The organism is Butyrivibrio hungatei NK4A153 (genome assembly GCF_000424465.1).
Taxonomy (GTDB): Bacteria; Bacillota; Clostridia; order Lachnospirales; family Lachnospiraceae; genus Butyrivibrio; species Butyrivibrio hungatei_A.
On the sequence record NZ_AUJY01000001.1, the window covers coordinates 180,132 to 203,890 of the forward strand.

The following is a 23,759-nucleotide window of genomic DNA, read 5'->3' on the forward strand; positions in this document are numbered from 1 at the left end:
CGGAGGCATAATATGAACGAAAGAATTAAAGAATACAGTGATAAGATGCAGAAGTCTTATGATTTTCTCAAGGAGGAGCTGGCTTCTATCCGTGCCGGAAGAGCCAATCCCCACGTGCTTGATAAGATAAAGGTTGATTATTACGGAACACCTACACCTCTTCAGCAGGTTGGTAACGTATCAGTTCCCGAAGCGCGTATCATTCAGATCGCACCTTGGGATAAGACACTTATTAAGGATATCGAGAAAGCAATCATGACATCTGATCTTGGAATTACTCCAAGCAACGATGGTGCTGTTATCAGACTTGTTTTCCCTGAGCTTACAGAGGAGAGAAGAAAACAGCTTGCAAAGGATATACGCAAGAAGGGTGAAGATGCCAAGGTTGCAGTCAGAAACGTAAGACGTGACGGCAACGATGCTCTTAAGAAGCTTAAGGGCTCAGATGTATCCGAGGATGAGATCAACGATCTTAATGATGAACTTCAGAAAGTAACAGATAAGTTTATCAAGGATATTGATGCTGCTGTAGAAGATAAGAACAAGGAAGTCATGACAGTGTGATTTCCCGTAAATAGGAAATTTAGTTATGGAAGAAAATAAAAATATACCTGCACATGTTGCGATAATTCTGGACGGAAACGGAAGATGGGCCAAGGCAAAGGGTCTTCCCAGAAATGCCGGACATTTGCAGGGGGCAAAGGCCGTTGAGGATATTTTGTATGATGCCAAGGATATGGGCATCAAATATCTTACGGTTTATGCTTTTTCAACAGAAAACTGGAGTCGTCCTGAGGCAGAGGTTTCTGCTCTCATGATGCTCCTTCGTAATTACCTTAAGACAAGTATAAAGAAGTCAATGAAAAACAATGTGAGATGCCGTGTTATCGGCGACAGAAGTCTTCTCGCAAAGGATATCATCGAGGCAATCGAGAATCTTGAGAAGACAACCGCAGAAAATACCGGACTTACATTTACAATTGCTATCAATTACGGAAGCAGAGACGAGATCAGAAGATCCTTTATCAAACTTGCAGACAAGGTAAAAAATGGAGAACTTGATCCCTCTGATATTACAGAAGAAATGATAGCTTCCAATCTTGATACCGAATATATGCCCGATCCGGATCTTTTGATAAGGACCTGCAACGAGCAGAGAGTATCAAACTTCTTATTGTGGCAGCTCGCTTACACGGAGTTCTATTTTACTCCTGTGGCATGGCCTGATTTTAATAAGGCCGAGCTTGAAAAAGCAGTGGAAGCATATGGAAACAGAAACCGTAAATTCGGAGGTCTCAAGCAGGATCAGATTTAGTACAGTGTACTGTGATCCCAATGGAATTGAATGAATAGGCGGGGTTAGTGTATTGAAAACGAGAGTGATTAGCGGAATCGTTATTGCCGTTGTGCTGGCAGCGGTTCTGATTTCCGGGGGGTATTTTCTGGCAGCAGTTTTGTTTGCTGTTTCACTTATCAGTTATAACGAACTTACAAAAGCTACCGGAGTCCATGACTGCGGAACCAAATATAATCCGCTTGAAATATGCGGATACATATCGATAGTAGTGCATTATCTTCAAATGATAATGATAAGAGATTACAGGTATTATATTTTTTCTTTGATGTTTGCTTTTTTCTTAATAATGGCATGTTATGTTCTGACATTCCCAAGGTTTACATCAACGCAGGCAATGTCGGCATTTTTTAGCTTTGTTTATGCTCCTGTAAATATGTCTTTTGTATTTCTTTTGAGAATTCGTCCCGATTATGGATGGATTTTTGCCTGGGCTCCTTTTATTGCCTGGGTGTGCGATACATGTGCATATTTTTCCGGAAGAGCATTTGGTAAGCACAAGCTTGCACCCGAGCTTTCACCTAAGAAGACGATTGAAGGCGCTATAGGTGGCGTTATCGGCTCGGTTGTTGTCGGATTCGTTATTGGTTTTGTAATTTATCTTAGAAAGATATATAGTATCGAATTCCTTTTGGTGATGATAATCATCACTTTTGTCGGAAGTATAATCGGGCAGTTGGGCGACCTTCTTGCATCCGGAATAAAGAGAGATCATAAGATCAAGGATTATGGAAATGTTATTCCGGGACACGGCGGTATTATGGATCGTTTTGACAGTGTAATATTCGTAATACCTTGTGTATATTTTTTGGCCGCAGTATTAGTGCCGCTTATTGAATAAGAAGACATCAGAGAGTCGCAGGATATCAAAGCGGCTCTTTGTTCGTTGATAGAAAATATTTGATTTAATGCGATAAAATCCATTCGTTTATTATAGGAGAAAAAATGCGTAGTATAGTATTACTTGGATCCACAGGGTCTATAGGAACACAGACTCTTGATGTTGTAAGAAATAATAAAGATGAACTTAAAGTTGTGGGACTTGCGGCAAATAAGAGAGTTAATGAAGTAGAACAGCAGGTGAGGGAATTTAATCCCAAGTACGTTTGCATGTTTGATCCCGAAGCGGCCAAAGAGCTAGCTGAGAAGATCGCGGATACCGGAATTAAGGTTATGTCGGGAATGGACGGACTTCTTGAGATGGTTTCCGTTCCCGAAGCGGATACTGTTCTTACGGCAGTTGTAGGAATGATTGGAATAAGACCCACTATAAAGGCGATTGAGTGTGGCAAGGACATTGCACTTGCAAACAAGGAGACTTTGGTATGCGCAGGACATATCATTATGCCACTTGCCAAGGAGAAGAATGTACAGATTCTTCCCGTAGACAGCGAGCACAGCGCTATATTCCAGTCTCTTGTGGGACAGCCGAAAGATAAGGTTGAGAAGATTCTTCTTACCGCAAGCGGAGGGCCTTTCAGAGGAAAGAAGAGAGAAAAACTTGCAGCAATGACTGCAGCGGATGCCTTGAAACATCCCAACTGGGATATGGGACCCAAGGTAACAATAGATTCATCGTCTCTTGTAAATAAGGGGCTTGAAGTTATGGAAGCAAGATGGCTTTTTGATGTGAGTCTTGATAATATCGAAGTTCTGGTTCATCCTCAGAGTATAGTTCACAGTGCTGTTCAGTATGTAGACGGCGCTGTTATCGCGCAGCTCGGAGTTCCTGATATGAAACTCCCGATTCAGTATGCGCTTTTTTACCCGGACAGACGTCCTATGGCGGAAAAGAGGCTTGATCTATTTGAACTTGGTAGCCTTACTTTTGAAAAGCCCGATACGGATACTTTCAGGGGGCTTAAGCTTGCGTTTGATTCCGCATATGCGGGAGGTAGCATGCCGACTGTATTTAATGCGGCAAATGAGATGGCAGTTCGCAGATTTTTAAAGGGTGATATCAGATACCTTGAAATATACGATATGATAGAAGAAGCCATGACACATCACAATAAGATCGAGAATCCCGATGTGGCGGCAATACTTGATGCCGAGAAAGAAACATATGACTTCCTCGGTACAAAATACGGAATTTGAGGATAGATAATGATAGCAAGTATAATAATATTTTTTATAATATTCGGAGTTTTGGTAGCATCTCACGAGTTCGGACATTTTATAATCGCTAAGTCCGGAGGAATTCGTGTAAATGAATTCTTTATCGGGATGGGGCCGACAATTTGGAAGAAACAAAAAGGAGAAACTCTATACAGTATAAAGCTTCTTCCTATAGGCGGGGCGTGCGTTTTTGACGGTATGGATCCCGTTGAAGAAGAAAAAGAAGGATATGACGAACATTCTTTTTTACATGCACCTGTGTGGCGCAGGATTGCAACTTTGTTCGGGGGACCTGTTGCAAACTTTGTAATTGCATATATTCTGGCGGTTGTTCTGGTTAACTTATCTCCGTGGGATCTGCCTACGGTAAAGGCACTTACTGAAGATTCTGCTGCTCAGGAAGCCGGAATGGAAGCGGGTGACAGGATTATAAGCATTGATGGCGAGAAAGTTTATATGTCATCTGAAGTAATGCTTATCTCCCAGTTTGCCGAAGGTTCACCGATGGACATTGTATATGACAGAAACGGTGAAGTTAAGAAGACCGTGCTCACTCCTAAGTACAGCGATGAAAATAAGCGCTATTATATGGGCGTGTATCTCGGTGATTATAAAGACGTTAAGGGGCCTGAGTCGCTTAAGTATGCATGGTACACGGTAAGATATAATTTTAAGGCGACTTACAGAAGTCTTGCACTTTTGATTAGGGGCAAGCTTTCAAAGGACGATGTTTCGGGACCTGTCGGAATGGTCAAGATAGTCGACGAAACTTATGAAGAAGTTAAGCCATACGGCGTTTCGGCCGTTTTTGTCGTGATGCTGTCGCTTACGGTACTTCTTTCCGTAAACCTCGGAGTAATGAATCTTCTTCCTTTCCCTGCACTTGACGGCGGAAGACTTGTATTCCAGTTTATCGAGGTTATATTCGGAAAGCCCGTTCCGCCCGAGAAAGAAGGTATTGTTCACATGGTGGGAATGATGCTTCTTATTGCACTTATGGTATTTGTGTTATTTAACGATATAGCTAAGTTCACCAGATAATGATTGTTAGGAGACTTATTATGGCATACAGAGATAATACTAAAGTAATAAAAATAGGCGACAGAGTAATAGGAGGAGGAAATCCTATTCTCATTCAGTCAATGACAAATACAAGAACAGAGGATGTAAAGGCGACCGTTGCCCAGATTCATGAGCTTGAAGCTGCGGGATGCGACATCATAAGATGTACCGTTCCCACACAGGAAGCCGCAGATGCTGTAAAAGAGATCAAGAAGCAGATAAGCATTCCTCTTGTCGCAGATATTCATTTTGACTACAAGATGGCTATTGCGGCCATGGAAAACGGAGCTGACAAGATAAGGATCAATCCCGGAAATATCGGCTCAAAAGACCGTATCGCTGCAGTCGTTTCCTGTGCAAAAGAGAGAAATATTCCCATAAGAGTAGGTGTTAACAGCGGTTCTTTGGAAAAAGATCTTGTGGAAAAATATCATGGTGTAACAGCAGAAGGCCTTGTAGAGAGCGCTCTTGATAAGATCGGTATAATCGAAGAACTTGGTTATGACAACATGGTTGTAAGTATCAAGTCATCAAACGTCATGCTGTGTGCAAAGGCACATGAGCTCCTTGCTGAAAGATGCAGATATCCTCTTCATGTGGGAATTACTGAAGCCGGAACTTTGTGGGGCGGAAATATCAAGTCTTCAGTGGGACTTGGAATAATCCTTAATCAGGGAATCGGAGATACCATAAGAGTATCTCTTTCGGGTAATCCCGTGGAAGAGATCAAGACGGCAAAGGCAATTCTCAGAACGCTCGGCATAAGAGAGGGCGGAATAGAAGTTATTTCATGCCCTACATGCGGAAGAACAAAGATTGATCTTATTTCTCTTGCAAATCAGACAGAGACTCTTGTTCAGAACTATCCCAACCTTAATATCAAGGTTGCTGTTATGGGATGCCCTGTAAACGGCCCCGGAGAAGCTAAAGAAGCCGATCTTGGAATTGCCGGCGGAATAGGAGAGGGACTCCTTATAAAGAAGGGCGAGATCATTAAGAAAGTCAAAGAAGATGAACTTCTTGCCGTTCTCAAGGAAGAACTTGATAACTGGAAGTAATCCGAAGTAAAAGAAGTTTTTGGGGAACCGGTAATAACCGTGTGAGGGAGTAGATGTCAAAAAGTTTTTTTGAGGTTTTTCCTACGCTTAAACTTGATGCCAAGACCAAAGAGATCATGGAACAGACCGTGGTCGATAAGGTCTCGACAACAAGGAAGCAGGATTTTATAAGAGTATATATATCAAGCAAAAATCTGATAGATAAGGCGGATATTTTAAAGGCCGAGACCGGAATTAAGAAGCAGTTTTTCGGAAATCAGGATCTTACGGTCAAGATTTACGAGAAGTTTTCTCTTTCGGCGCAGTATACGCCAAAGAATCTTATCGATATTTACAAAGACAGTATCGAGCTTGAGTTAAAAGACTATGACCATATGGAATATAGTCTTTTTCGTTCTGCGCAGTTTCTTTATCCTGAGGACGGAAATATCGTTATTCAGCTTGAAGACAGCGTCGTTGGACAGAAGAAAGCGCCCGATCTTGTAAGAGTTCTTTCTAAGATCATCAATGAAAGATGCGGACTTTCTGCGTCCATAACTCCCGAATTCATAGAGGTTGTAAAAGAAACCGAGGAACCGGATTACTCTGCGGAATCTGCTAAGATGGCCAAGAAACTTGAGGCGGCTGAGCAAAAATCTGAGGAAAAGAAAAAGCAGAGAGAAGAGCAGGAGGCGGCAAAAGAGGCTGCGGCTTCTGCAAAGAAGGGTGCCGCCGAAAAGCCCGCAGGAAAGCCTGCCGGAAAAGAAGGCGGATTCTCCAAAGGCAAATGGAGCGGAAAAAGAGATTTTGGCGGAAGCTTCAAGAGGTCGGATAATCCTGATGTTATTTTCGGAAGAGACTTTGACGATGAGACGATGAAACTTTCGGATCTTGTCGGAGAACTTGGAGAAGTCTGTGTTCACGGTAAGGTAATTCTTTTTGATAAGAGAGATATCAGAAACGAGAAGAGTATTCTTATCTTTGATATAACCGACTTTACTGATTCGATCACTGTAAAGATGTTCGTAAGGACGGAGGATGTTCCCGAGATAACCAAAGATATCAAGATGGGCGCATTCCTTAAACTTAAGGGAATCGCGGCGGTCGATAAGTTTGACCATGAACTTTCTATCCAGTCTGTTGCGGGAGTTAAGAAGATTCCCGATTTTACAAGTAAACGTGTCGACAGAGCGGATGTAAAGAGAGTTGAACTTCATTGCCATACCAAGATGAGTGATATGGACGGTGTTTCCGAAGTTAAAGATATAGTTAAACAGGCCTATAAATGGGGAATGCCCGGAATTGCCATCACAGACCACGGCGTTGTTCAGGCGCTTACGGATGCAAATCATGTCTGGGAAGATCTTTATTCTGCCGAGAAAAAGAGAAGAAAAGAGGCAGGAGAGCCTCCTATCGAGAGACAAGATTTCTTTAAACTGATCCTTGGCGTTGAGGCTTATGTTGTTGATGACCTTAAGGAGATAGTTGTAAATGATAAGGGACAGCCTATCGAGGATACAACCTTTGTTGTATTTGATATTGAGACGACAGGTTTTTCACCCATTAAGAATAAGATAATCGAGATCGGTGCCGTAAAGGTAAGAAACGGCGAGATACTTGAGAGATTCTCTGAGTTTATAAATCCGGAGGTTCCGATTCCGTACAGGATCACCAAGCTTACAAGTATCACAGATGACATGGTCATCGATGCCCCTACAAGAGAGGTCATAATACCGCGATTCGTTGAATTTTGTAAGGATGCGGTACTTGTAGGACATAATGTAGGGTTTGATATAAGCTTCATCAATCAGAATTGCAAAGAGCTGGGAATAGACGTAGATTACACGACAGTCGATACTTTGTGGCTTTCAAGATATTTTTTCCCGCTTCAGGCAAAGCATACGCTTGATGCTGTCGCAAAGACTCTGGGAGTTGTTCTTGAACATCACCATAGAGCGGTCGATGATGCGGAGTGTACGGCGCTTATATTCAATAAATTTGTGCCCATGCTAAAAGAACAGAAGGCAGAGACACTTACGGATGTAAACATACTCGGAAAGCCCACAAAGGAGATGATCAGGCACCTTCGCCCGAATCATTGTATTATCCTTGCGAAGAATACGCTTGGAAGGGTTAATCTTTATACACTTGTAAGTGAGTCGCATGTAGACTATTTCAGAAGATTTCCGCTTGTGCCAAAGAGCGAACTTATAAAGCACAGGGAGGGTCTTATCATCGGAAGTGCCTGCTGTGCGGGAGAACTTTATGGCGCGGTTGTAGAAGGAAGACCTCCCGAAGAGATCGCAAGACTTGTTGATTTCTATGACTATCTTGAGATTCAGCCTGTCGCAAACAACCGCTTTATGATTGACTCCGAGAGATATGAAGATATAAACAGTGAAGATGATATCAAGAATATAAATAAAGAGATAGTAAGACTCGGAGAACAGTTTAATAAGCCTGTTGTCGCTACTTGTGATGCGCACTTTCTTAATCCCGAGGATGAGATATACAGAACCATCATCATGGCCGGAAAGGGAATGAATGACGAGGAAGAATCGCCTCTTTTCCTAAGAACGACAGATGAGATGATGGCTGAGTTTGATTATCTTGGCGGTGACAAGGCAAAAGAGATAGTAATAGACAATACCAGGATGATCCTTGATATGTGTGACAGCATATCGCCGGTACGACCCGATAAGTGCGCGCCTGTTATTGAAAACAGTGATGAGATACTTACCAAGATCTGTTATGACAAGGCTCATGAGATTTATGGAGACGATCTTCCCGAGATAGTTCAGGAGCGTCTTGAAAGAGAGCTTAATTCCATTATCAAGAATGGTTTCGCGGTTATGTATATTATCGCGCAGAAGCTCGTTTGGAAGTCAAATGAGGACGGATATCTCGTTGGATCGCGTGGATCTGTAGGATCTTCTTTCGTTGCCTTTACTTCGGGAATTACGGAAGTTAATTCGCTTAGCCCGCACTATGTGTGCCCTAAGTGCAAATATAGCGATTTTGACTCGGAAGAAGTGCTTAAGTACGGCGGTAATTCGGGATGTGATATGCCTGATAAAAGGTGTCCCAAGTGCGGAGCTCTTTTGTACAAAGATGGATTTGACATCCCGTTTGAGACATTCCTTGGATTCAAGGGAGACAAGGAGCCCGATATCGACCTTAACTTCTCAGGTGAGTATCAGTCAAAGGCCCACAAGTACACAGAGGTTATCTTTGGCTACGGACAGACTTTCAGAGCCGGAACAATCGCGTCTCTTGCGGATAAGACGGCTTACGGTTTCGTAAAGAAATATTACGACGGTATCGGTTCAAGCAAGAGAAAATGCGAGATTAACAGAATTGTCCAGGGATGTACGGGTATCAGAAGAGGTACAGGTCAGCACCCCGGCGGAATCATAGTTTTGCCGGTGGGAGAGGATATTAACTCATTCTGTCCTGTTCAGCATCCCGCGAACGATATGACAACCGCAACGATAACGACACATTACGACTATCACTCGATCGACCACAACCTGCTTAAGCTCGATATTCTGGGACACGATGATCCTACGATGATAAGGTTCTTGCAGGATTGTACGGGACTTGATCCTAAGCTGGTTCCTTTGGATGATAAAAATGTAATGAGTCTGTTTATGAATACGACCGCTCTTGGCGTTACTCCTGAGCAGCTCGGAGGAACAAAGCTGGGATGCCTTGGACTTCCCGAGTTCGGTACAGACTTTGCCATGCAGATGGTTATCGATGCCAAACCTACGTCATTATCCCATCTTATAAGGATTTCGGGACTTTCACACGGTACGGACGTTTGGCTCGGAAATGCGCAGACGCTTATTCAGGAAGGCAAGGCGACAATCGATACATGTATCTGCTGTCGAGACGATATCATGATCTATCTCATTCAGAAGGGCATGGATAAGTCTCTTTCCTTCAAAACCATGGAGTCCGTACGTAAGGGAAAAGGCCTTAAGCCTGAGATGGAAGAAGCGATGATAGCGGCGGGAGTGCCCGATTGGTATATTTGGTCCTGTAAAAAGATCAAGTACATGTTCCCTAAGGCTCACGCGGCCGCATACGTTATGATGGCGTGGAGAATCGCGTATTTTAAAGTTTATGTTCCACAGGCATTCTATGCTGCGTGGTTCAGTATAAGAGCGAAAGCCTTTAACTACGAGCATATGTGCCAGGGAGAGAATCACCTTCATGCCATTATGAATGATTACAAAAACAGGAAGGATGAGCTTTCAAATGCCCAGCAGGCTGAGTACGGCGATATGAGACTTGTTGAGGAGATGTATGAGAGAGGAATTGAATTTCTTCCCATCGACATCTTTAAGGCTAAGTCCAGAGAATTTCAGGTTATAGGCGACAAGATTATGCCTGCCCTTAACAGTATAGACGGAATGGGTGAAAAAGCCGCAGATCAGATTGTTGAAGCGGCCAAAGACGGTCCGTTCCTTTCAAAGGACGATTTTAAACAAAGAACAAAGTGCCCTCAGGCAGTTATCGACAAGATGGCAGACATGGGGCTCCTTGGCGATATTCCCGACTCCAATCAGATCAGTATTTTCGATCTGATGAAATGATAGAAAAAAGCTCGAAAATGCTGACTTCTATGAGCAACGTCGAAGGAAGCATTTTCGGGCTTTTTGAAATTAATAAAATCCGCGCACAGCCGAACACCAGCAGATACAGCTGTATGCCGTCAGCCTGGCGCCGGTGCAAACTACACAAACATTTCACAGTTCAAATGCCTGCACCTATGTATAATATGCTTTGGGTTAGGTAATGGGCAACGAAAGGACAATCAATGAAGAAAAAAATATTTGCGTTAGCTGCGCTGGCATTTCTGCTTGCAGGATGTGCCAAGTCATCGAACGGTGATGCGCAGTCTACAGCTGCGGTGGAAAGCGGATCTGAAGCTGATTCGGCATCCGAAGCCCAAAGCGAGGTTGTGGAAAACGCTTTGACAAATGAAGAACTGGCTGAATTTGCTCAGTTGTTCTGGACTTGTGAATATAGCGGTTTTTTAGATGACGGATTTAACAGCCCCAAGGATATTGAGTGGGAAGATGTTTTTCAAAACGGTGCAGGAATAAATGTAGAAAATATAAGTGAGGACGAGAAAGAAGCCTATCTGGAGGCAACACATCAAGATTGTCTTTACGATATTGACACTTTTATAGTTATTAGAAAGACTGATATGATGAATTTCACGAAAAAACATGCAGGATATGAGTATGCTCCCGATAAAGATGATCTGGATACATGGGGAGACGATTATAATCATTGGATCTATCTGGAGAAGTATGATTCATATTATTTTATGAATGTATGTTGGAAGGAACTAAAATACTGCAGTTGTGTTTCAGGAGAAAAAGAAGGAAACGTATATACTATCAGATTCAAGATGGCTACAGATGATCATTATGGAAAAGACGCCGACAGAGTTTTGAAATTCACTAAAGAAAATGATGAACTTGTAATGATATCAAATGAGATTCAGTGGGACGATCTTTGCGTCAAAGACAAAACATTCGATGCGAATTTGACACAGTTTGACAGTCCTCTGCGTTTTTATACATATAATGTTGATCCTGAAGAGACGGAATTAGAAATCGTAAAAGATGGGAAATATCTTACAACCATTCGGTATTATGTCAAAGCATCTGATGATGCACAATATCCGGTAATTATTGACGATATAGGCTTTTTTGATTTTAACGCAGACGGCTATCAGGATATTGCTGTTTTGTGTATTTCATATTGCGGAAAAAAGATTATTTTGCATGAATATGATTATGAATCAAATGGTTTCTGTGGAATTGCAGAGCTGGATGAAGAAAATGTACCTGAGCTAAAAGGCAATCTAACAATAGCAGGAGCAAAAAAATATCTTCTTGGTGACAATGAAAACGGAGTGTATAACAACTATAAAGAGGTATATGCTCAAATGGCAAAGATCTATCATGTGGCAGATGACGGCTATAAGTTTGATCTTGCATATACTGATGATGACGATATTCCTGAATTTGTAATCGGACGGCCCGGATATTGGGTGTCGCTTTTTGCATATGAAGACGGCCATATTCACAGGCTTATTGATGGTTGGGCATATGGAGCAGGCGCTAATTCCGGATATTACTATGCCGAAAGAAAAAATGTTTTCATCAATGATAATTCCGATTATAACGTTCATTACACTTCATTTATGTCAAAGCGCGATAAAGGTGAGATTGCGACGGATTATTATATAAAATATATCTATTTCAAAGATCTTGACGGTGACGGAAATCCCTCTGAAGAAGAACTTGCTGCGTCCGATGGAGATGATTGCTTTGTCGAATATCATAACAATACTGACAAGAAAATGTCCGAAAAAGAAATTAAAAAAATAACCACAAAATACAGCAAGTATGATTACAAAGAGCTGTGCGGCGATATGGATTATGAGACGCTGCTTGCAGAACTCAGTAAATAAGCAGAAAACAGGCACCATCCACAATTAGGGATGGTGCCTGAAATTATTTGGCTTCATTTTGGGTGATGCTATCAAAAATCTTTTGAATTTCATCTTTTGGAAGATCCGGAATTGAAGCAATGATTGTATCTAAAGAAACTCCGTTTTTTATAAGATTGATTGCTGTTTGACGGTTGGCTTCATTTTTTCCTTCAAGCAGACCTTTGTTTATTGCATCATCAAGTAAGTAATTCATTGTAGTACCTCCTTTTGGAAAGCGTTCTCGTAATATTTCAAAATGGTTATTACCTGTTAAGACAGATATTATTTTTAGTAGTGGATCAGGAAACTCGATTTGTTCATTATAATCAGCTGTGTCGGTAATCCCACTCATGTATTTGGCAAGTATTTTAAAATCGCTATGAAACAAAGTGTTGATTTCGTTATTGGTCATGTGAGAGATATCAAATACATTGATATGATAATCACTTACATATTTATCAAGACATTTTGGAATGTCTAATCTTTCTTTGAGATTTCTGGGAGCATTCCATGCCTCTTTTCCATAGTATAACACAATAGTTATAACCGGATATCGCTTGGATTGATTTTTTTCCAGAAGCTGGCTTCTGTATGATGCTCCGTCATAACCGATCACGCGTAAGACCATGTCTTTATCTATTGTGGTCTGATTTTCAATTCCTATTATGGAAAATATGACATTTTCTTTTGACCATCGTTTTACAATATCACGTTCTTGTTCGTGTAACTTGCCGTCATCAGCTTTATACTGTGATTTATGTGGGAGGTCGATTAGTTCGTCCTCTTTGATGGTTTGATTTCCTCCAAATAATGTTCCGTTTACAATGTCTGCGAAGATTTTATTGATTTCTTCAAAATGCTTTTCTGCAATATCTTTCTTTCCCATATGCACCTTTCAATTGTATAGATTTGGCGATAAGCCATGAATTCAGCAAAGAATGGTTGTTGAAAAACCTGCTGACTTAGATAGGATATCATATAAATCTTAAGAAATACCTACGAAAAATCTTAAGATTTCTTGTAGATTGTGATGTTATACAGCATCAATCGTTTTCACCATGATAGAGGATGATGTGTTCAAGAGAAAACCGCTTTCCATGCGGCTTTTTCCATATATATACAGCGCAAAAAGGGCAGTGACGGCTACTTTTTTAAAATTTTTTGAAAAAAATTTAAAAAAGTGCTTGCATTATTTCAAACTATGAGATAATATAAACAAGTCGCCGCGATACAGCGGCTGACACAAAGCTACTAAGCCTCGTTGGTCAAGCGGTTAAGACGCTGCCCTCTCACGGCAGAATCAGCGGTTCGATTCCGCTACGAGGTACGCAAGACTGTTTTTAACAGCCCAACCCGAGATCAAGTCCTTTGTGACTTGATTTTTTCTTTGAAGTAGCTGTTTACAAACAGCGCGACGCAAGTTATAATGTAGTTGATTTTAGGAGTGGACTTTCGCGAGTCCACTTTTTGCATGTTTCGGATTTTTTTCATATTTCATTGACGGCAAAAATAAAGAAGTGAAATTTGAAATATCTGAATTTAAGGAGATTGAATGTCCAGGAAAGAAGATATCGAGAAGAAAACAGAAGAACTGCTCGCACCTATTGCGGAGGCAAACGGTGTAAGGATTTATGATGTCGAATATGTGAAGGAAGCCGGAGAGTGGTACCTCAGAGCATATATTGACAAGGACGAAGGGGTTAATATCAACGATTGCGTCAATGTAAATCATGCTTTATCCGATGCCCTCGACGTGGATGACTTCATTGAGGATGCATATACACTTGAAGTCAGCAGTCCGGGACTGGGAAGGCAGCTTAAGAAGGACAGACATTTTGAGAACAGTCTCGGTAAGGAAGTTGAGCTTAAGCTATACAAGGCAATTGACGGAATAAAAGAGTTTGCCGGTACACTTAAGAGCTACGATAGCACTTCGGTTACCGTAACTATAAATGACAAAGACGAAACTTTTTTGAGAAAAGAAATATCAGTTATTAAGCTTGCTCTGGATTTTTAATCCGGGCGAAAAAGAAGGAGACTACGATGAGTAAAGAATTAATGGATGCCCTTGACCTCTTGGAGAAGGAGAAGAACATCAGCAAGGATTCTCTGTTTGATGCTATTGAGAATTCTCTTGTCACAGCCTGCAAGAATAATTTCGGAAAGGCTGAGAACATCAGGGTAGAAGTTGACAGAGAGAACTGTGATTTCAAGTGCTATGCTGAGAAAACAGTTGTTGAAACCGCAGATGATGTTATGGATCCTATGCTTGAAATCTCTCTTGATGATGCCAAGAAGATCAGCAAGAAGAGCAAGGTTGATGATATTGTCAATGTTCCCCTCAATTCCAAAGAGTTCGGCCGTATTGCTACTCAGAATGCCAAGAACGTAATTCTTCAGAAGATCCGTGAGGAAGAGCGCGGAGCTATATATAACGAGTATTACAAGAAAGAGCATGATATCGTTACCGGTGTTATTCAGAGATATGTCGGAAAGAATATCAGCATCAACCTCGGTCGTGCAGATGCTATTCTCAATGAGAACGAGCAGGTTGAGAGCGAGGCAAAATCAGGTTTCTACAAACCTACATCAAGAATCAGACTTTATGTCCTCGAAGTAAAGAACGGTTCGAAGGGACCCAGAATTCTTGTTTCAAGAACTCATCCCGATCTTGTAAAGAGACTTTTTGAGCAGGAAGTTGCGGAGATTCAGGACGGAACAGTAGAGATCAAGAGTATCGCGAGAGAAGCAGGAAGCCGTACAAAGATCGCCGTATACTCAAACAATCCGAATGTTGATGCTGTAGGTGCTTGCGTAGGTGTCAACGGAGCAAGAGTTAATCTTATTGTAGATGAGCTTAACGGTGAGAAGATCGATGTTATCAACTGGGATGAGAACCCCGGTAACCTCATTCAGAATGCTCTTTCACCCGCAAAGATCGTTGCCGTATTTGCTGATCCCGATGAGAAGAGTGCTAAGGTAGTCGTTCCCGATTATCAGCTTTCACTTGCAATCGGCAAGGAAGGTCAGAATGCAAGACTTGCAGCAAGACTTACAGGTTACAAGATCGATATAAAGAGCGAAACACAGGCTAAGGATGCTCCCGGATTCCGTATGGAAGATTATCTTGATGATGAAGAAGATTACGATGAGGAGTATGAAGAAGGCGAGATCGAAGAAGTAGAAGAAGTTGAAGTAGACGACGCTGAGATCGAAGAAGTAGAAGAAGTTGAAGTAGACGACGCTGAGATCGAAGAAGCAGAAGATGTTGAAATTGAAGTGGAAGAGGACACTGACGCAGAGGAATAAGATGCAGAAGAAAATTCCAACAAGAAAGTGTGTAGGCTGCGGAGAGATGCGTGACAAGAAGGACATGATAAGAGTTATCAAGACTCCCGAAGGTGAGATATGTCTTGATGTCACAGGCAGGGCGAATGGAAGAGGCGCATATATATGTAACAGTGCCGAATGTCTAAAAAAAGCAGTTAAGAACAGGGGACTTGAGAAATCTTTGAAAGCTCAGATTCCCGGAGACATACTTGAGCAGATGAATAAGGAGCTCGGAGAGTAAATTGGATAGTAAAAAGATTTATTCTTTGCTTGGCCTTAGTGCAAGGGCCGGGAAATTAAAGAGCGGAGAGTTTTCCGTATTGGATGCGATCCGCAGCGGCAAAGCATGTGTCGTGATAGTGAGTGAAGATGCTTCTGATAATACAAAGAAGCAGTTCAAAGATAAATGTAGTTATTATAATGTGCCTATTGCTTTTTTTGGAGACATGGAGAGCCTCGGGCATGCAGTTGGTAAAGGAGTTCGAACAAGCCTTGTCATCACCGACAAAGGGCTGGCGCAATCGCTTTTAAAGAACTTACTACAAGAAGATTAGTTGGAGGAAATGTGAATGGCAAAAATTAAGATATCTGAACTTGCAACAGAGCTTGGGTGTGAAGGAAAAGCACTGCTTAGCTTTTTGCAGGAAAAGGGAATAGAGGCGAAGCGTTCGAACAGCTCGATTGATGACAATGAGGCGGAAATTGCAAGAAAGCATTTCGGCAAAAAGAGTGCAAATGATGCACCCTCCAATGCCAATAAGGAAGCTAAGCCTGCTAAGACAGACGCATCTGCAAAAGGCGCGTCTGATCAGAGTGCTTCAGGTGATGCACCTAAGAAAAAGAAAAAGATCATAATGGTTACAAATGCCGGAAATTCCAAGATGGGCGGCTATCAGAACCAGAATAACAATAATGCGGGAAATAACAACCAGAGACGTGACAACAGAAATTCCGGTAATCAGAACAACAGAAGAGGAACTTTTGCTCAGTCACAGAATGTTTATCATCCCATTAAGCCTTTAACTGCACCTTCTCAGCTTGAGAGCTACGGAAACAGTTCTATTCCCAAGACTCCGGTTCAGAAGCAGGCACCTGCCAAGCAGGAAGCTCCCGCAAAACAGGAGACACAGGCTGTTAAGCCTAAGGAGACTGCTGTTGAGAATAAGCAGCCGGTAAAGGCACCCGTTAAGGAGAAAACAGAAAGACCCGCAGAGAGAAATGCGGCTCCTGCACAGAACAATAACAGAAACGGTGCCGATAGAAGAGATAACAGAGGTCCTCGTCAGAACGGAGACAGAAATTCATTCCAGAACAGAAACGGTGCACAGGGCGGACCCAGAAACAACAATGCTCAGGGTAACGGTCCACGCAGGGACAACAATAACGGAAACAATGCTCAGAACGGTAAGTTCAGGGGCAAGGGCGACAACAATAAGTTTGCCGGAAATAAGTTTGATAAGGGCGCAAGAGGCGGATTTGCCGATGCACCTCAGAAAGAAAACTCAGGTCGCAGAGACGACGAGAGAAGAAGAATCGGTCAGGAAAAGGATAAGAGAAACAAGAAGGATCTTGCATACGAGCAGGAAGAGATGATGCCGAGAAGTAAGAGAGTCGGCAGATTCATCAAGCCTGAAGTTAAGAAGGTTGAAGAACCCGAAGAGCAGATCAAGGTTATCTCAATTCCTGAGAAGGTTTCCATCAAGGAACTTGCTGAGAAGATGAAGATGCAGCCTTCAGTAATCATCAAGAAGCTCTTTATGGCAGGTCAGATTTCTACCGTTAATACAGAGCTTACTTATGAAGAGGCCGAGAATATAGCTATCGAATATGACATCATCTGTGAGAAGGAGATTCCCGTTGATATTATCGAGGAGCTTCTTAAAGAGGATGAGGACGCAGAAGAGACACTTAAGAAGAGACCTCCTGTTGTCTGCGTAATGGGTCACGTTGACCATGGTAAGACTTCACTTCTTGATGCTATTCGTAAGACAAGCGTTACAGACAGAGAGGCAGGCGGTATCACACAGAGAATCGGTGCTTACACTGTATCTGTAAATGACCAGAAGATCACATTCCTTGATACTCCCGGTCACGAAGCATTCACTGCAATGCGTATGAGAGGTGCTACATCAACAGATATCGCAGTTCTTGTTGTTGCTGCCGATGATGGTGTAATGCCACAGACTGTTGAGGCTATCAACCATGCCAAGGCAGCTGAAGTTGAGATTATCGTAGCAGTTAATAAGATAGATAAGCCTAATGCAAATATCGATAAGGTTAAGCAGGAAATGACTGAATATGGCCTTATTTCAACAGATTGGGGCGGAACAACAGAATTTGTTCCCGTTTCAGCTAAGTCCGGAGAGGGAATTGAGACGCTTCTTGAGACTATCATTCTTACAGCTGATATTCTCGAGCTCAAGGCTAATCCTGACAGAGAAGCAAGAGGTCTCGTACTTGAGGCAAGACTTGATAAGGGTCGCGGACCTGTTGCAAACGTACTTGTTCAGAAGGGTACACTTCACGTTGGTGACTTCATTTCAGCCGGTGCAAGCTCAGGTAAGGTTAGAGCGATGGTTGACGATAAGGGCAACAAGCTCAAGGAAGCACTTCCTTCACAGCCTGTTGAGATTCTTGGCCTTTCAGATGTTCCAAACGCAGGTGAAGTATTCCTCGGACATGAGACTGACAAGCAGGCTAAGCAGTATGCCAACACATACCTTCAGCAGCATAAGAAAGACCTTATCGAAGAGACAAAGGCTAAGATGTCACTTGACGATCTGTACTCCAAGATTGAGGAAGGAAGACTTCAGGAACTCAATATTATTATCAAGGCAGACGTTCAGGGTAGCGTAGAGGCACTTAAGCAGAGCCTCCTTAAGCTTTCAAACGAGGAAGTTGTTGTTAAGGTTATTCACGGCGGTGTTGGTGCCATCAATGAGTCTGACGTAACTCTTGCCGCAGCTTCAAGTGCTATCATCATCGGATTTGACGTTCGTCCCGATGCGACAGCAAAGAGCATGGCAGAGCACGAAGGCGTAGAGATCAAGCTTTACAAGGTTATCTACCAGGCAATCGAAGAAATCGAATTTGCCATGAAGGGTATGCTTGCTCCTATCTTCGAAGAGAGAGTTACCGGACATGCCGAAGTCAGACAGATATTCAAGGCTTCTAAGGTCGGAAATATCGCAGGTTCCTTCGTTAAGGACGGTATCATTAAGAAAAATTGCAAGGTTCGTATTTCCAGAGATGGTGAGCAAATCTTCGAAGGTGATCTTGCATCCCTTAAGAGATTCAAGGACGATGTCAAGGAAGTTAAGGAAGGCTTCGAGTGCGGTCTTGTATTTGACGGCTTTGATCAGATTCACGAAGGTGATCTTGTAGAAGCTTACGAGATGGTGGAAGTACCCAGAACCTAAGAAAGGTAAAAATGCGAAAGAACAGCAATAAAAATAAAAGAATAAACGGTGAGGTTCAGAAAGTTATATCCGAAGCTATCAGATATAGCAAAGATCCCAGAATCAGTCCCATGACATCCGTAATGGATGTTGAACTTGCTCCGGACCTTAAGACATGTAAGGTCTGGGTCACTGTAATGGGAAATGATGAGGATAGGGAGAGAACCGAAGCCGGACTTAAGAGCGCAGCGGGATATATCAGAAGTACTCTGGCAAAAGAGCTCAATATGAGATATACGCCCGAGCTTCGCTTTATCATGGATGACTCCATTGAATATGCAATCAATATGTCCAAGAAGATTGATGAAGTAACAGCAAAGGATAATGAAGCAAAGATTGCTCGCGGAGAGGAAATCGATGAGGATTGATGATTATTTGACTAATGTCGGTACAGTTGGAATCAGCGGACATGTGAGACCTGACGGAGACTGTGTTGGGTCATGTATGAGTATGTATCTTTACCTCAGAAAGAATTATCCGAATATCAAGGTGGATGTTTTTCTTGAAAAAATACCTCAGGAGCTTACATTTATCAAAGATTCCGACAAGATAAACAATGATTTTGTTTCGGAAGTTGAAAGCTACGATCTGTTTATTGCGCTTGATTGCGGAAAAGAGCGCACAGGCGGCGCGGAGAAGTTTTTTGATTATGCAAAAAAGACGGTAAATATAGATCATCACATCAGTAATCCCGGAACAGGTGATGCAAATTACGTTGTTCCTACAGCAAGTTCTGCTTGTGAGCTTGTTTATGACGTTCTTGATAAAGAGCGCATGGATGTTGAGATAGCTAAGGCTATTTATACCGGAATGGTTACTGACACTGGAGTCTTCAAATATTCAAACACATCTCCGAAGACAATGGAGATTGCGGCAAAACTCATAGCTTACGGTTTTGATTTCGGAAGTCTTATCGACCATGTTTTTTATGAAAAGACTTATCTTCAGAACCAGATACTTGGAAGAGCGCTTTTAGAGAGCATTCGTCTTCTTGACGGAAGATGTATCGTATCTGTTATCTCTAAGCAGACAATGGATTTCTACGGCGCTGAATCAAGCGATCTTGATGGTATAGTAAGTCAGATGCTTCTCACCATCGGAGTTGATTGTTCGATTTTTGCTTATGAGCTGGCTCCTTTGGAATATAAGGTCAGCCTTCGCAGTAACGGCGCTGTCGATGTAGCCAAGGTTGCAGCGATATTTGGTGGCGGTGGTCATCAGAGAGCGGCAGGATGCAGCGTAAACGGAACTTATCATGATGTAATAAACAATATAATGAAATATGTTCAGCATCAGCTTGAAGAGTGAGAACATATTGTATTAAACGAAAAAGGTACCCATAAAGATTACATTTAGGGGTACCTTTTTGAGAGCACGGGAGAATATGAAAAGTAATTACAACGGACTTATAAATATCTATAAAGAACCCGGATTTACTTCAAATGACGTGGTTGCAAAGTTAAGAGGAATACTTAAGCAAAAAAAGATCGGCCATACGGGGACTCTTGATCCTGATGCGGTGGGCGTTCTTGTTGTATGCCTCGGAACGGGCACCAAGCTTGTCGAGATGCTTACAGATCATGACAAGGAGTACATTGCCGTCTGCAGGCTCGGAGTAACCACTGATACCCAGGATATGTCAGGGAACATCTTGGAGACATTGGACGTCAAAGTTACAAAAGAAAAGGTACACGAAGCGGTGCAAGCATTTATCGGCGATTACGATCAGATTCCCCCCATGTATTCCGCTATCAAGAAAGACGGAAGAAAGCTTTATGAGCTTGCGAGAGAAGGCATTGAGGTTGAACGTAAACCTAGAAAAGTCCACATATCCGCGATATCGGTTCTTGATGATTCGCATATTGATTCGGACGGCCTTTTCACAATAGAAGTTAAGTGCAGCAAGGGAACATATATAAGGACTCTTTGCCATGACATCGGCCTCAGACTCGGATGCGGTGCGGCAATGCAGCATCTTACAAGAACGAGAGTAGGAGCATTTACTCTTGATACCGCTGTGACCCTTTCTCAGATTGAGAATATGAGGGATGCGGGAACGCTTCCCGAGATCATACAGTCGCCTGAATATATTTTCAGGGATCTTGATAAAATACATGTGAAAAACGCCGCCAGAACGCTTTTAGAGAACGGAAACAGCTTCAGGAGGAATAATATCGTAAATGAAGATCCCGAGGGCGTAAATGACAAGGAATTTGAAAAAGAGATGTTTTCCGAGGGCAATAAGTTCAGAGTATATTCGGAGGATGATGTTTTCTTTGGGATATATACATTCAGTGCCAAGACGGGTATGTTTAACGTAGATAAATTCTTTTTTGAAAAATAATCGGAACGGATATCGGATCGAAATGAAGATAATAACTGAACTTGATAAATTGAATATCCGCGAAAAAACTGCGGTAGCAATAGGAAAATTTGACGGTATACATGTGGGACATAAGGAACTTCTTTCCAGGATTCTTGAAAAGAAGAAGGATGGACTTAAGGCAACTGTGTTTACGTTCGATCCTTCTCCTGAGGAGTTTTTTGTAGGACACTCCGTACCGCAGCTTTTTACACGTGAAGAAAAGCTTAAGGCGTTTCAGGAGCTTGGAGTGGACATCCTTGTGATGTTTCCGCTAAATGATGCGACTGCTGCGACGGATCCTGAGGAGTTTGTCAGAAGAATACTTGTGGATGAACTTAATGCCGGTTTTATCGCGGCGGGAAGTGATGTTTCTTTTGGCAATAAGGGAAAAGGCGACAGTAAGCTCCTTGAGCGACTTGGAAAAGAGCTTTCGTATGAACTTTGCATTATCGATAAGGTGAAGGTCGACGGCGAAGAAGTGAGCTCTACAAGAGTCAGAAATGCCGTATCTGACGGGGATATGGATCTCACCGAAAGGCTTCTTGGAACGAAGTATTCGATTTCCGGAATCGTTGAACACGGAAATCATCTGGGACATACGATTGGCGTGCCTACGGTGAATATCCTTCCTCCTTCAATGAAACTTCTTCCTCCCTACGGAGTGTATTCAAGTACGGTCAAGATAGGGAAGAATGAGTTCAAAGGAATGACAAATATAGGGCGCAAGCCAACGGTTTCGGAAAAAGAAAAGGTTGGCGTCGAGACATATATATATGATTTTGACCGCGATGTGTACGGGGAATATATAGAAGTTGTGCTCCACAGCTTTGTAAGACCCGAGATAAAGTTTGAAAATATGGAGCAGCTGAAATTACAGATTCAGCAAGATATAAAAAATGCAGTGAGGAGTTTTTAAGTGAGTATTTTAAATGTTGAGCATCTCACACATGGCTTCGGAGACAGAGCCATTTTTGATGATGTGTCTTTCAGATTGTTAAAGGGTGAGCACATTGGACTTGTCGGAGCAAACGGCGAGGGAAAGTCCACCTTTATGAATATTATTATCGGAAAACTTATGCCTGATGCCGGAAAGATAGATTGGGCAAAAAATGTGAAAGTAGGTTATCTTGACCAGCACGCGGAGCTAAAGCAGGGAATGACCATACGCGACGTTCTCGCTTCCGCATATGAGCCGCTTTATGAGATGGAGCGCAGAATGAATGAGATCTGCGATGCAATGGCTGAAGCGGATGAAAAGACACTTGAAGAGTATATGGAAGAGCTTGGAACAATTCAGGATCTTCTTACAAATCATGATTTTTACCTGATAGATTCCAAGATAGAAGAGGTATCAAGGGCACTGGGCTTTCTTGACCTTGGCCTTGACAGGGATGTAACGGAACTTTCGGGAGGACAGAGGACAAAGATTCTTCTTGCCAAGCTCCTTCTTGAAAAGCCCGATATTCTTCTTCTTGACGAGCCTACGAACTATCTTGATGCGGAGCACATCGTATGGCTTACAAGATATCTTCAGGATTATGAGAACGCTTTTATCCTCATATCCCATGACATACCGTTCCTTAACAGCGTGGTAAACATCATTTACCACATGGACGGTCAGACACATTCTCTTGACAGATACGTGGGCGATTACGACAAGTTCATGGAAGTCTATGAGATGAAAAAAGCTCAGAGAGAAGCTGCATATAACAGACAGCAGCAGGAGATTGCCGACCTCAAGGACTTTGTTGCGAGAAACAAAGCAAGAGTCGCTACCAGAAATATGGCGATGGCAAGGCAGAAGAAGCTCGATAATATGGATATAATCGAGATGGTAAAAGAAAAGCCGAAGCCTGAGTTTAATTTCAAGGTTGCAAGGACTCCGGGTAAAGTTATATTTGAGACAAAAGACCTTGTTATAGGCTATGACGATCCTCTTTCATCGCCTCTTAACATAACTATGGAGCGCAATTCAAAGATTGTTCTTACGGGTGCAAACGGAATCGGAAAGACAACTCTTTTAAAGAGTATTCTCGGTCTTATTCCTGCGCTTGAAGGCTCCGTAGAACTTGGAGAAAACGTTGAGATAGGCTATTTTGAGCAGGAGATGTCACCTGATATCGAAACTACATGTATGCAGGAAATCTGGAACGAATTTCCGGGATTTTCGCAGTATGAGGTTCGCTCGGCTCTTGCAAAATGCGGACTTACGACCAAGCACATAGAAAGCAAGTGTAAGGTGCTTTCCGGAGGAGAGCAGGCGAAAGTAAGACTTTGTAAGCTCATAAACAGGGAATCAAATCTTCTTGTTCTTGATGAGCCTACGAACCATCTTGACGTTGATGCAAAGACAGAGCTTAAGAGAGCACTTTCGGAGTACAAGGGCAGCATTCTGATGGTATGCCATGAGCCTGATTTTTACGATGGGCTTGCCACGGAGGTTTTAGACTGTTCAAAGTGGACAACTCGTCTGTAATCCGATAATGACTTTACATAAAAGAATATATATGCTAATATA

Annotated in this window: 19 protein-coding genes and 1 tRNA gene; 19 read left to right on the forward strand and 1 reads right to left on the reverse strand. The window is 42.4% G+C overall.

The window, feature by feature from the left end; all coding sequences use genetic code 11:
- Positions 1-12: 12 nt before the first annotated feature.
- The 8 genes from frr (at position 13) to G628_RS0100890 (ending at position 12,067) form a co-directional block, all read left to right on the forward strand.
- A complete protein-coding gene (frr, locus tag G628_RS0100850; RefSeq protein WP_026655193.1) occupies positions 13-564 on the forward strand; it encodes a ribosome recycling factor in 552 nt (183 codons plus the stop codon).
- A 25-nt stretch (positions 565-589) separates the two neighbouring features.
- Positions 590-1,315: an isoprenyl transferase gene (locus G628_RS0100855; protein WP_026655192.1), complete on the forward strand. Its 726-nt coding sequence runs from the start codon at positions 590-592 to the stop codon at positions 1,313-1,315.
- Between the two features lie 52 nt (positions 1,316-1,367).
- The gene (locus tag G628_RS0100860) at positions 1,368-2,195 is read left to right on the forward strand and encodes a phosphatidate cytidylyltransferase (RefSeq protein ID WP_027208244.1); all 828 of its coding nucleotides are present in this window, start codon (positions 1,368-1,370) and stop codon (positions 2,193-2,195) included.
- Positions 2,196-2,299: 104 nt separating this feature from the next.
- Positions 2,300-3,451, forward strand: coding sequence for a 1-deoxy-D-xylulose-5-phosphate reductoisomerase (locus tag G628_RS0100865; protein ID WP_027208245.1), 1,152 nt, complete (start codon positions 2,300-2,302; stop codon positions 3,449-3,451).
- Between the two features lie 9 nt (positions 3,452-3,460).
- Complete coding sequence (rseP, locus tag G628_RS0100870; protein WP_026655188.1) at positions 3,461-4,513, forward strand: RIP metalloprotease RseP; 1,053 nt, start codon at positions 3,461-3,463, stop codon at positions 4,511-4,513.
- 20 nt (positions 4,514-4,533) lie between these two features.
- Positions 4,534-5,592 carry a flavodoxin-dependent (E)-4-hydroxy-3-methylbut-2-enyl-diphosphate synthase gene (gene ispG, locus G628_RS0100875; protein WP_026655187.1) on the forward strand — a complete coding sequence of 353 codons (1,059 nt, stop codon included), beginning with the start codon at positions 4,534-4,536 and terminating at the stop codon, positions 5,590-5,592.
- Between the two features lie 53 nt (positions 5,593-5,645).
- Positions 5,646-10,172 carry a PolC-type DNA polymerase III gene (locus G628_RS15995; protein ID WP_034500487.1) on the forward strand — a complete coding sequence of 1,509 codons (4,527 nt, stop codon included), beginning with the start codon at positions 5,646-5,648 and terminating at the stop codon, positions 10,170-10,172.
- Between the two features lie 224 nt (positions 10,173-10,396).
- Positions 10,397-12,067: a hypothetical protein gene (locus tag G628_RS0100890; protein ID WP_027208246.1), complete on the forward strand. Its 1,671-nt coding sequence runs from the start codon at positions 10,397-10,399 to the stop codon at positions 12,065-12,067.
- Between the two features lie 43 nt (positions 12,068-12,110).
- On the opposite strand, the gene G628_RS16000 is transcribed toward G628_RS0100890, so the two are convergent.
- Complete coding sequence (locus G628_RS16000) at positions 12,111-12,974, reverse strand: Rpn family recombination-promoting nuclease/putative transposase (RefSeq protein ID WP_051198925.1); 864 nt, start codon at positions 12,972-12,974, stop codon at positions 12,111-12,113.
- 369 nt (positions 12,975-13,343) lie between these two features.
- On the opposite strand from G628_RS16000, the gene G628_RS0100900 reads away from it, so the two are divergent.
- From G628_RS0100900 to G628_RS0100950, 11 genes are all read left to right on the forward strand, one after another.
- Positions 13,344-13,415: transfer RNA gene (locus G628_RS0100900), tRNA-Glu, on the forward strand.
- Between the two features lie 225 nt (positions 13,416-13,640).
- Complete coding sequence (rimP, locus tag G628_RS0100905) at positions 13,641-14,105, forward strand: ribosome maturation factor RimP (protein ID WP_027208247.1); 465 nt, start codon at positions 13,641-13,643, stop codon at positions 14,103-14,105.
- Between the two features lie 26 nt (positions 14,106-14,131).
- Positions 14,132-15,397 (forward strand): transcription termination factor NusA, encoded by a 1,266-nt coding sequence (nusA, locus tag G628_RS16005; protein ID WP_034500489.1) that lies wholly within the window; start codon positions 14,132-14,134, stop codon positions 15,395-15,397.
- A gap of 1 nt (position 15,398) precedes the next feature.
- On the forward strand, positions 15,399-15,659 hold the full coding sequence (gene rnpM, locus G628_RS0100915; protein ID WP_026655182.1) for an RNase P modulator RnpM: 261 nt from the start codon (positions 15,399-15,401) through the stop codon (positions 15,657-15,659).
- Position 15,660: 1 nt separating this feature from the next.
- Positions 15,661-15,972, forward strand: coding sequence for a L7Ae/L30e/S12e/Gadd45 family ribosomal protein (locus tag G628_RS0100920; RefSeq protein ID WP_026655181.1), 312 nt, complete (start codon positions 15,661-15,663; stop codon positions 15,970-15,972).
- 15 nt (positions 15,973-15,987) lie between these two features.
- Positions 15,988-18,837, forward strand: a complete 2,850-nt coding sequence (gene infB, locus G628_RS0100925) for a translation initiation factor IF-2 (RefSeq protein WP_081670506.1) — start codon at positions 15,988-15,990, stop codon at positions 18,835-18,837.
- A gap of 11 nt (positions 18,838-18,848) precedes the next feature.
- Positions 18,849-19,244, forward strand: a complete 396-nt coding sequence (rbfA, locus tag G628_RS0100930; RefSeq protein ID WP_027208248.1) for a 30S ribosome-binding factor RbfA — start codon at positions 18,849-18,851, stop codon at positions 19,242-19,244.
- Positions 19,234-20,184: a DHH family phosphoesterase gene (locus G628_RS0100935; RefSeq protein ID WP_027208249.1), complete on the forward strand. Its 951-nt coding sequence runs from the start codon at positions 19,234-19,236 to the stop codon at positions 20,182-20,184. The genes rbfA and G628_RS0100935 overlap by 11 nt, the downstream gene beginning before the upstream one ends.
- Positions 20,185-20,260: 76 nt before the next feature.
- Complete coding sequence (truB, locus tag G628_RS0100940) at positions 20,261-21,220, forward strand: tRNA pseudouridine(55) synthase TruB (RefSeq protein WP_034500491.1); 960 nt, start codon at positions 20,261-20,263, stop codon at positions 21,218-21,220.
- Positions 21,221-21,242: 22 nt separating this feature from the next.
- On the forward strand, positions 21,243-22,157 hold the full coding sequence (locus G628_RS0100945) for a bifunctional riboflavin kinase/FAD synthetase (protein WP_026666611.1): 915 nt from the start codon (positions 21,243-21,245) through the stop codon (positions 22,155-22,157).
- Positions 22,158-23,717: an ABC-F family ATP-binding cassette domain-containing protein gene (locus G628_RS0100950; RefSeq protein ID WP_027208251.1), complete on the forward strand. Its 1,560-nt coding sequence runs from the start codon at positions 22,158-22,160 to the stop codon at positions 23,715-23,717.
- Positions 23,718-23,759: the final 42 nt, after the last annotated feature.

Excerpts from the sequence above, each read along its gene's own strand:
- frr (WP_026655193.1), top strand. The coding sequence starts at position 13 with ATGAACGAAAGAATTAAAGAATACAGTGATAAGATGCAGAAGTCTTAT.
- G628_RS0100855 (WP_026655192.1), top strand. The coding sequence starts at position 590 with ATGGAAGAAAATAAAAATATACCTGCACATGTTGCGATAATTCTGGAC.
- G628_RS0100865 (WP_027208245.1), top strand. The coding sequence starts at position 2,300 with ATGCGTAGTATAGTATTACTTGGATCCACAGGGTCTATAGGAACACAG.
- rseP (WP_026655188.1), top strand. The coding sequence starts at position 3,461 with ATGATAGCAAGTATAATAATATTTTTTATAATATTCGGAGTTTTGGTA.
- ispG (WP_026655187.1), top strand. The coding sequence starts at position 4,534 with ATGGCATACAGAGATAATACTAAAGTAATAAAAATAGGCGACAGAGTA.
- G628_RS15995 (WP_034500487.1), top strand. The coding sequence starts at position 5,646 with ATGTCAAAAAGTTTTTTTGAGGTTTTTCCTACGCTTAAACTTGATGCC.
- G628_RS0100890 (WP_027208246.1), top strand. The coding sequence starts at position 10,397 with ATGAAGAAAAAAATATTTGCGTTAGCTGCGCTGGCATTTCTGCTTGCA.
- G628_RS16000 (WP_051198925.1), bottom strand. The coding sequence starts at position 12,974 with ATGGGAAAGAAAGATATTGCAGAAAAGCATTTTGAAGAAATCAATAAA.
- rimP (WP_027208247.1), top strand. The coding sequence starts at position 13,641 with ATGTCCAGGAAAGAAGATATCGAGAAGAAAACAGAAGAACTGCTCGCA.
- nusA (WP_034500489.1), top strand. The coding sequence starts at position 14,132 with ATGAGTAAAGAATTAATGGATGCCCTTGACCTCTTGGAGAAGGAGAAG.
- rnpM (WP_026655182.1), top strand. The coding sequence starts at position 15,399 with ATGCAGAAGAAAATTCCAACAAGAAAGTGTGTAGGCTGCGGAGAGATG.
- infB (WP_081670506.1), top strand. The coding sequence starts at position 15,988 with ATGGCAAAAATTAAGATATCTGAACTTGCAACAGAGCTTGGGTGTGAA.
- rbfA (WP_027208248.1), top strand. The coding sequence starts at position 18,849 with ATGCGAAAGAACAGCAATAAAAATAAAAGAATAAACGGTGAGGTTCAG.
- G628_RS0100935 (WP_027208249.1), top strand. The coding sequence starts at position 19,234 with ATGAGGATTGATGATTATTTGACTAATGTCGGTACAGTTGGAATCAGC.
- truB (WP_034500491.1), top strand. The coding sequence starts at position 20,261 with ATGAAAAGTAATTACAACGGACTTATAAATATCTATAAAGAACCCGGA.
- G628_RS0100945 (WP_026666611.1), top strand. The coding sequence starts at position 21,243 with ATGAAGATAATAACTGAACTTGATAAATTGAATATCCGCGAAAAAACT.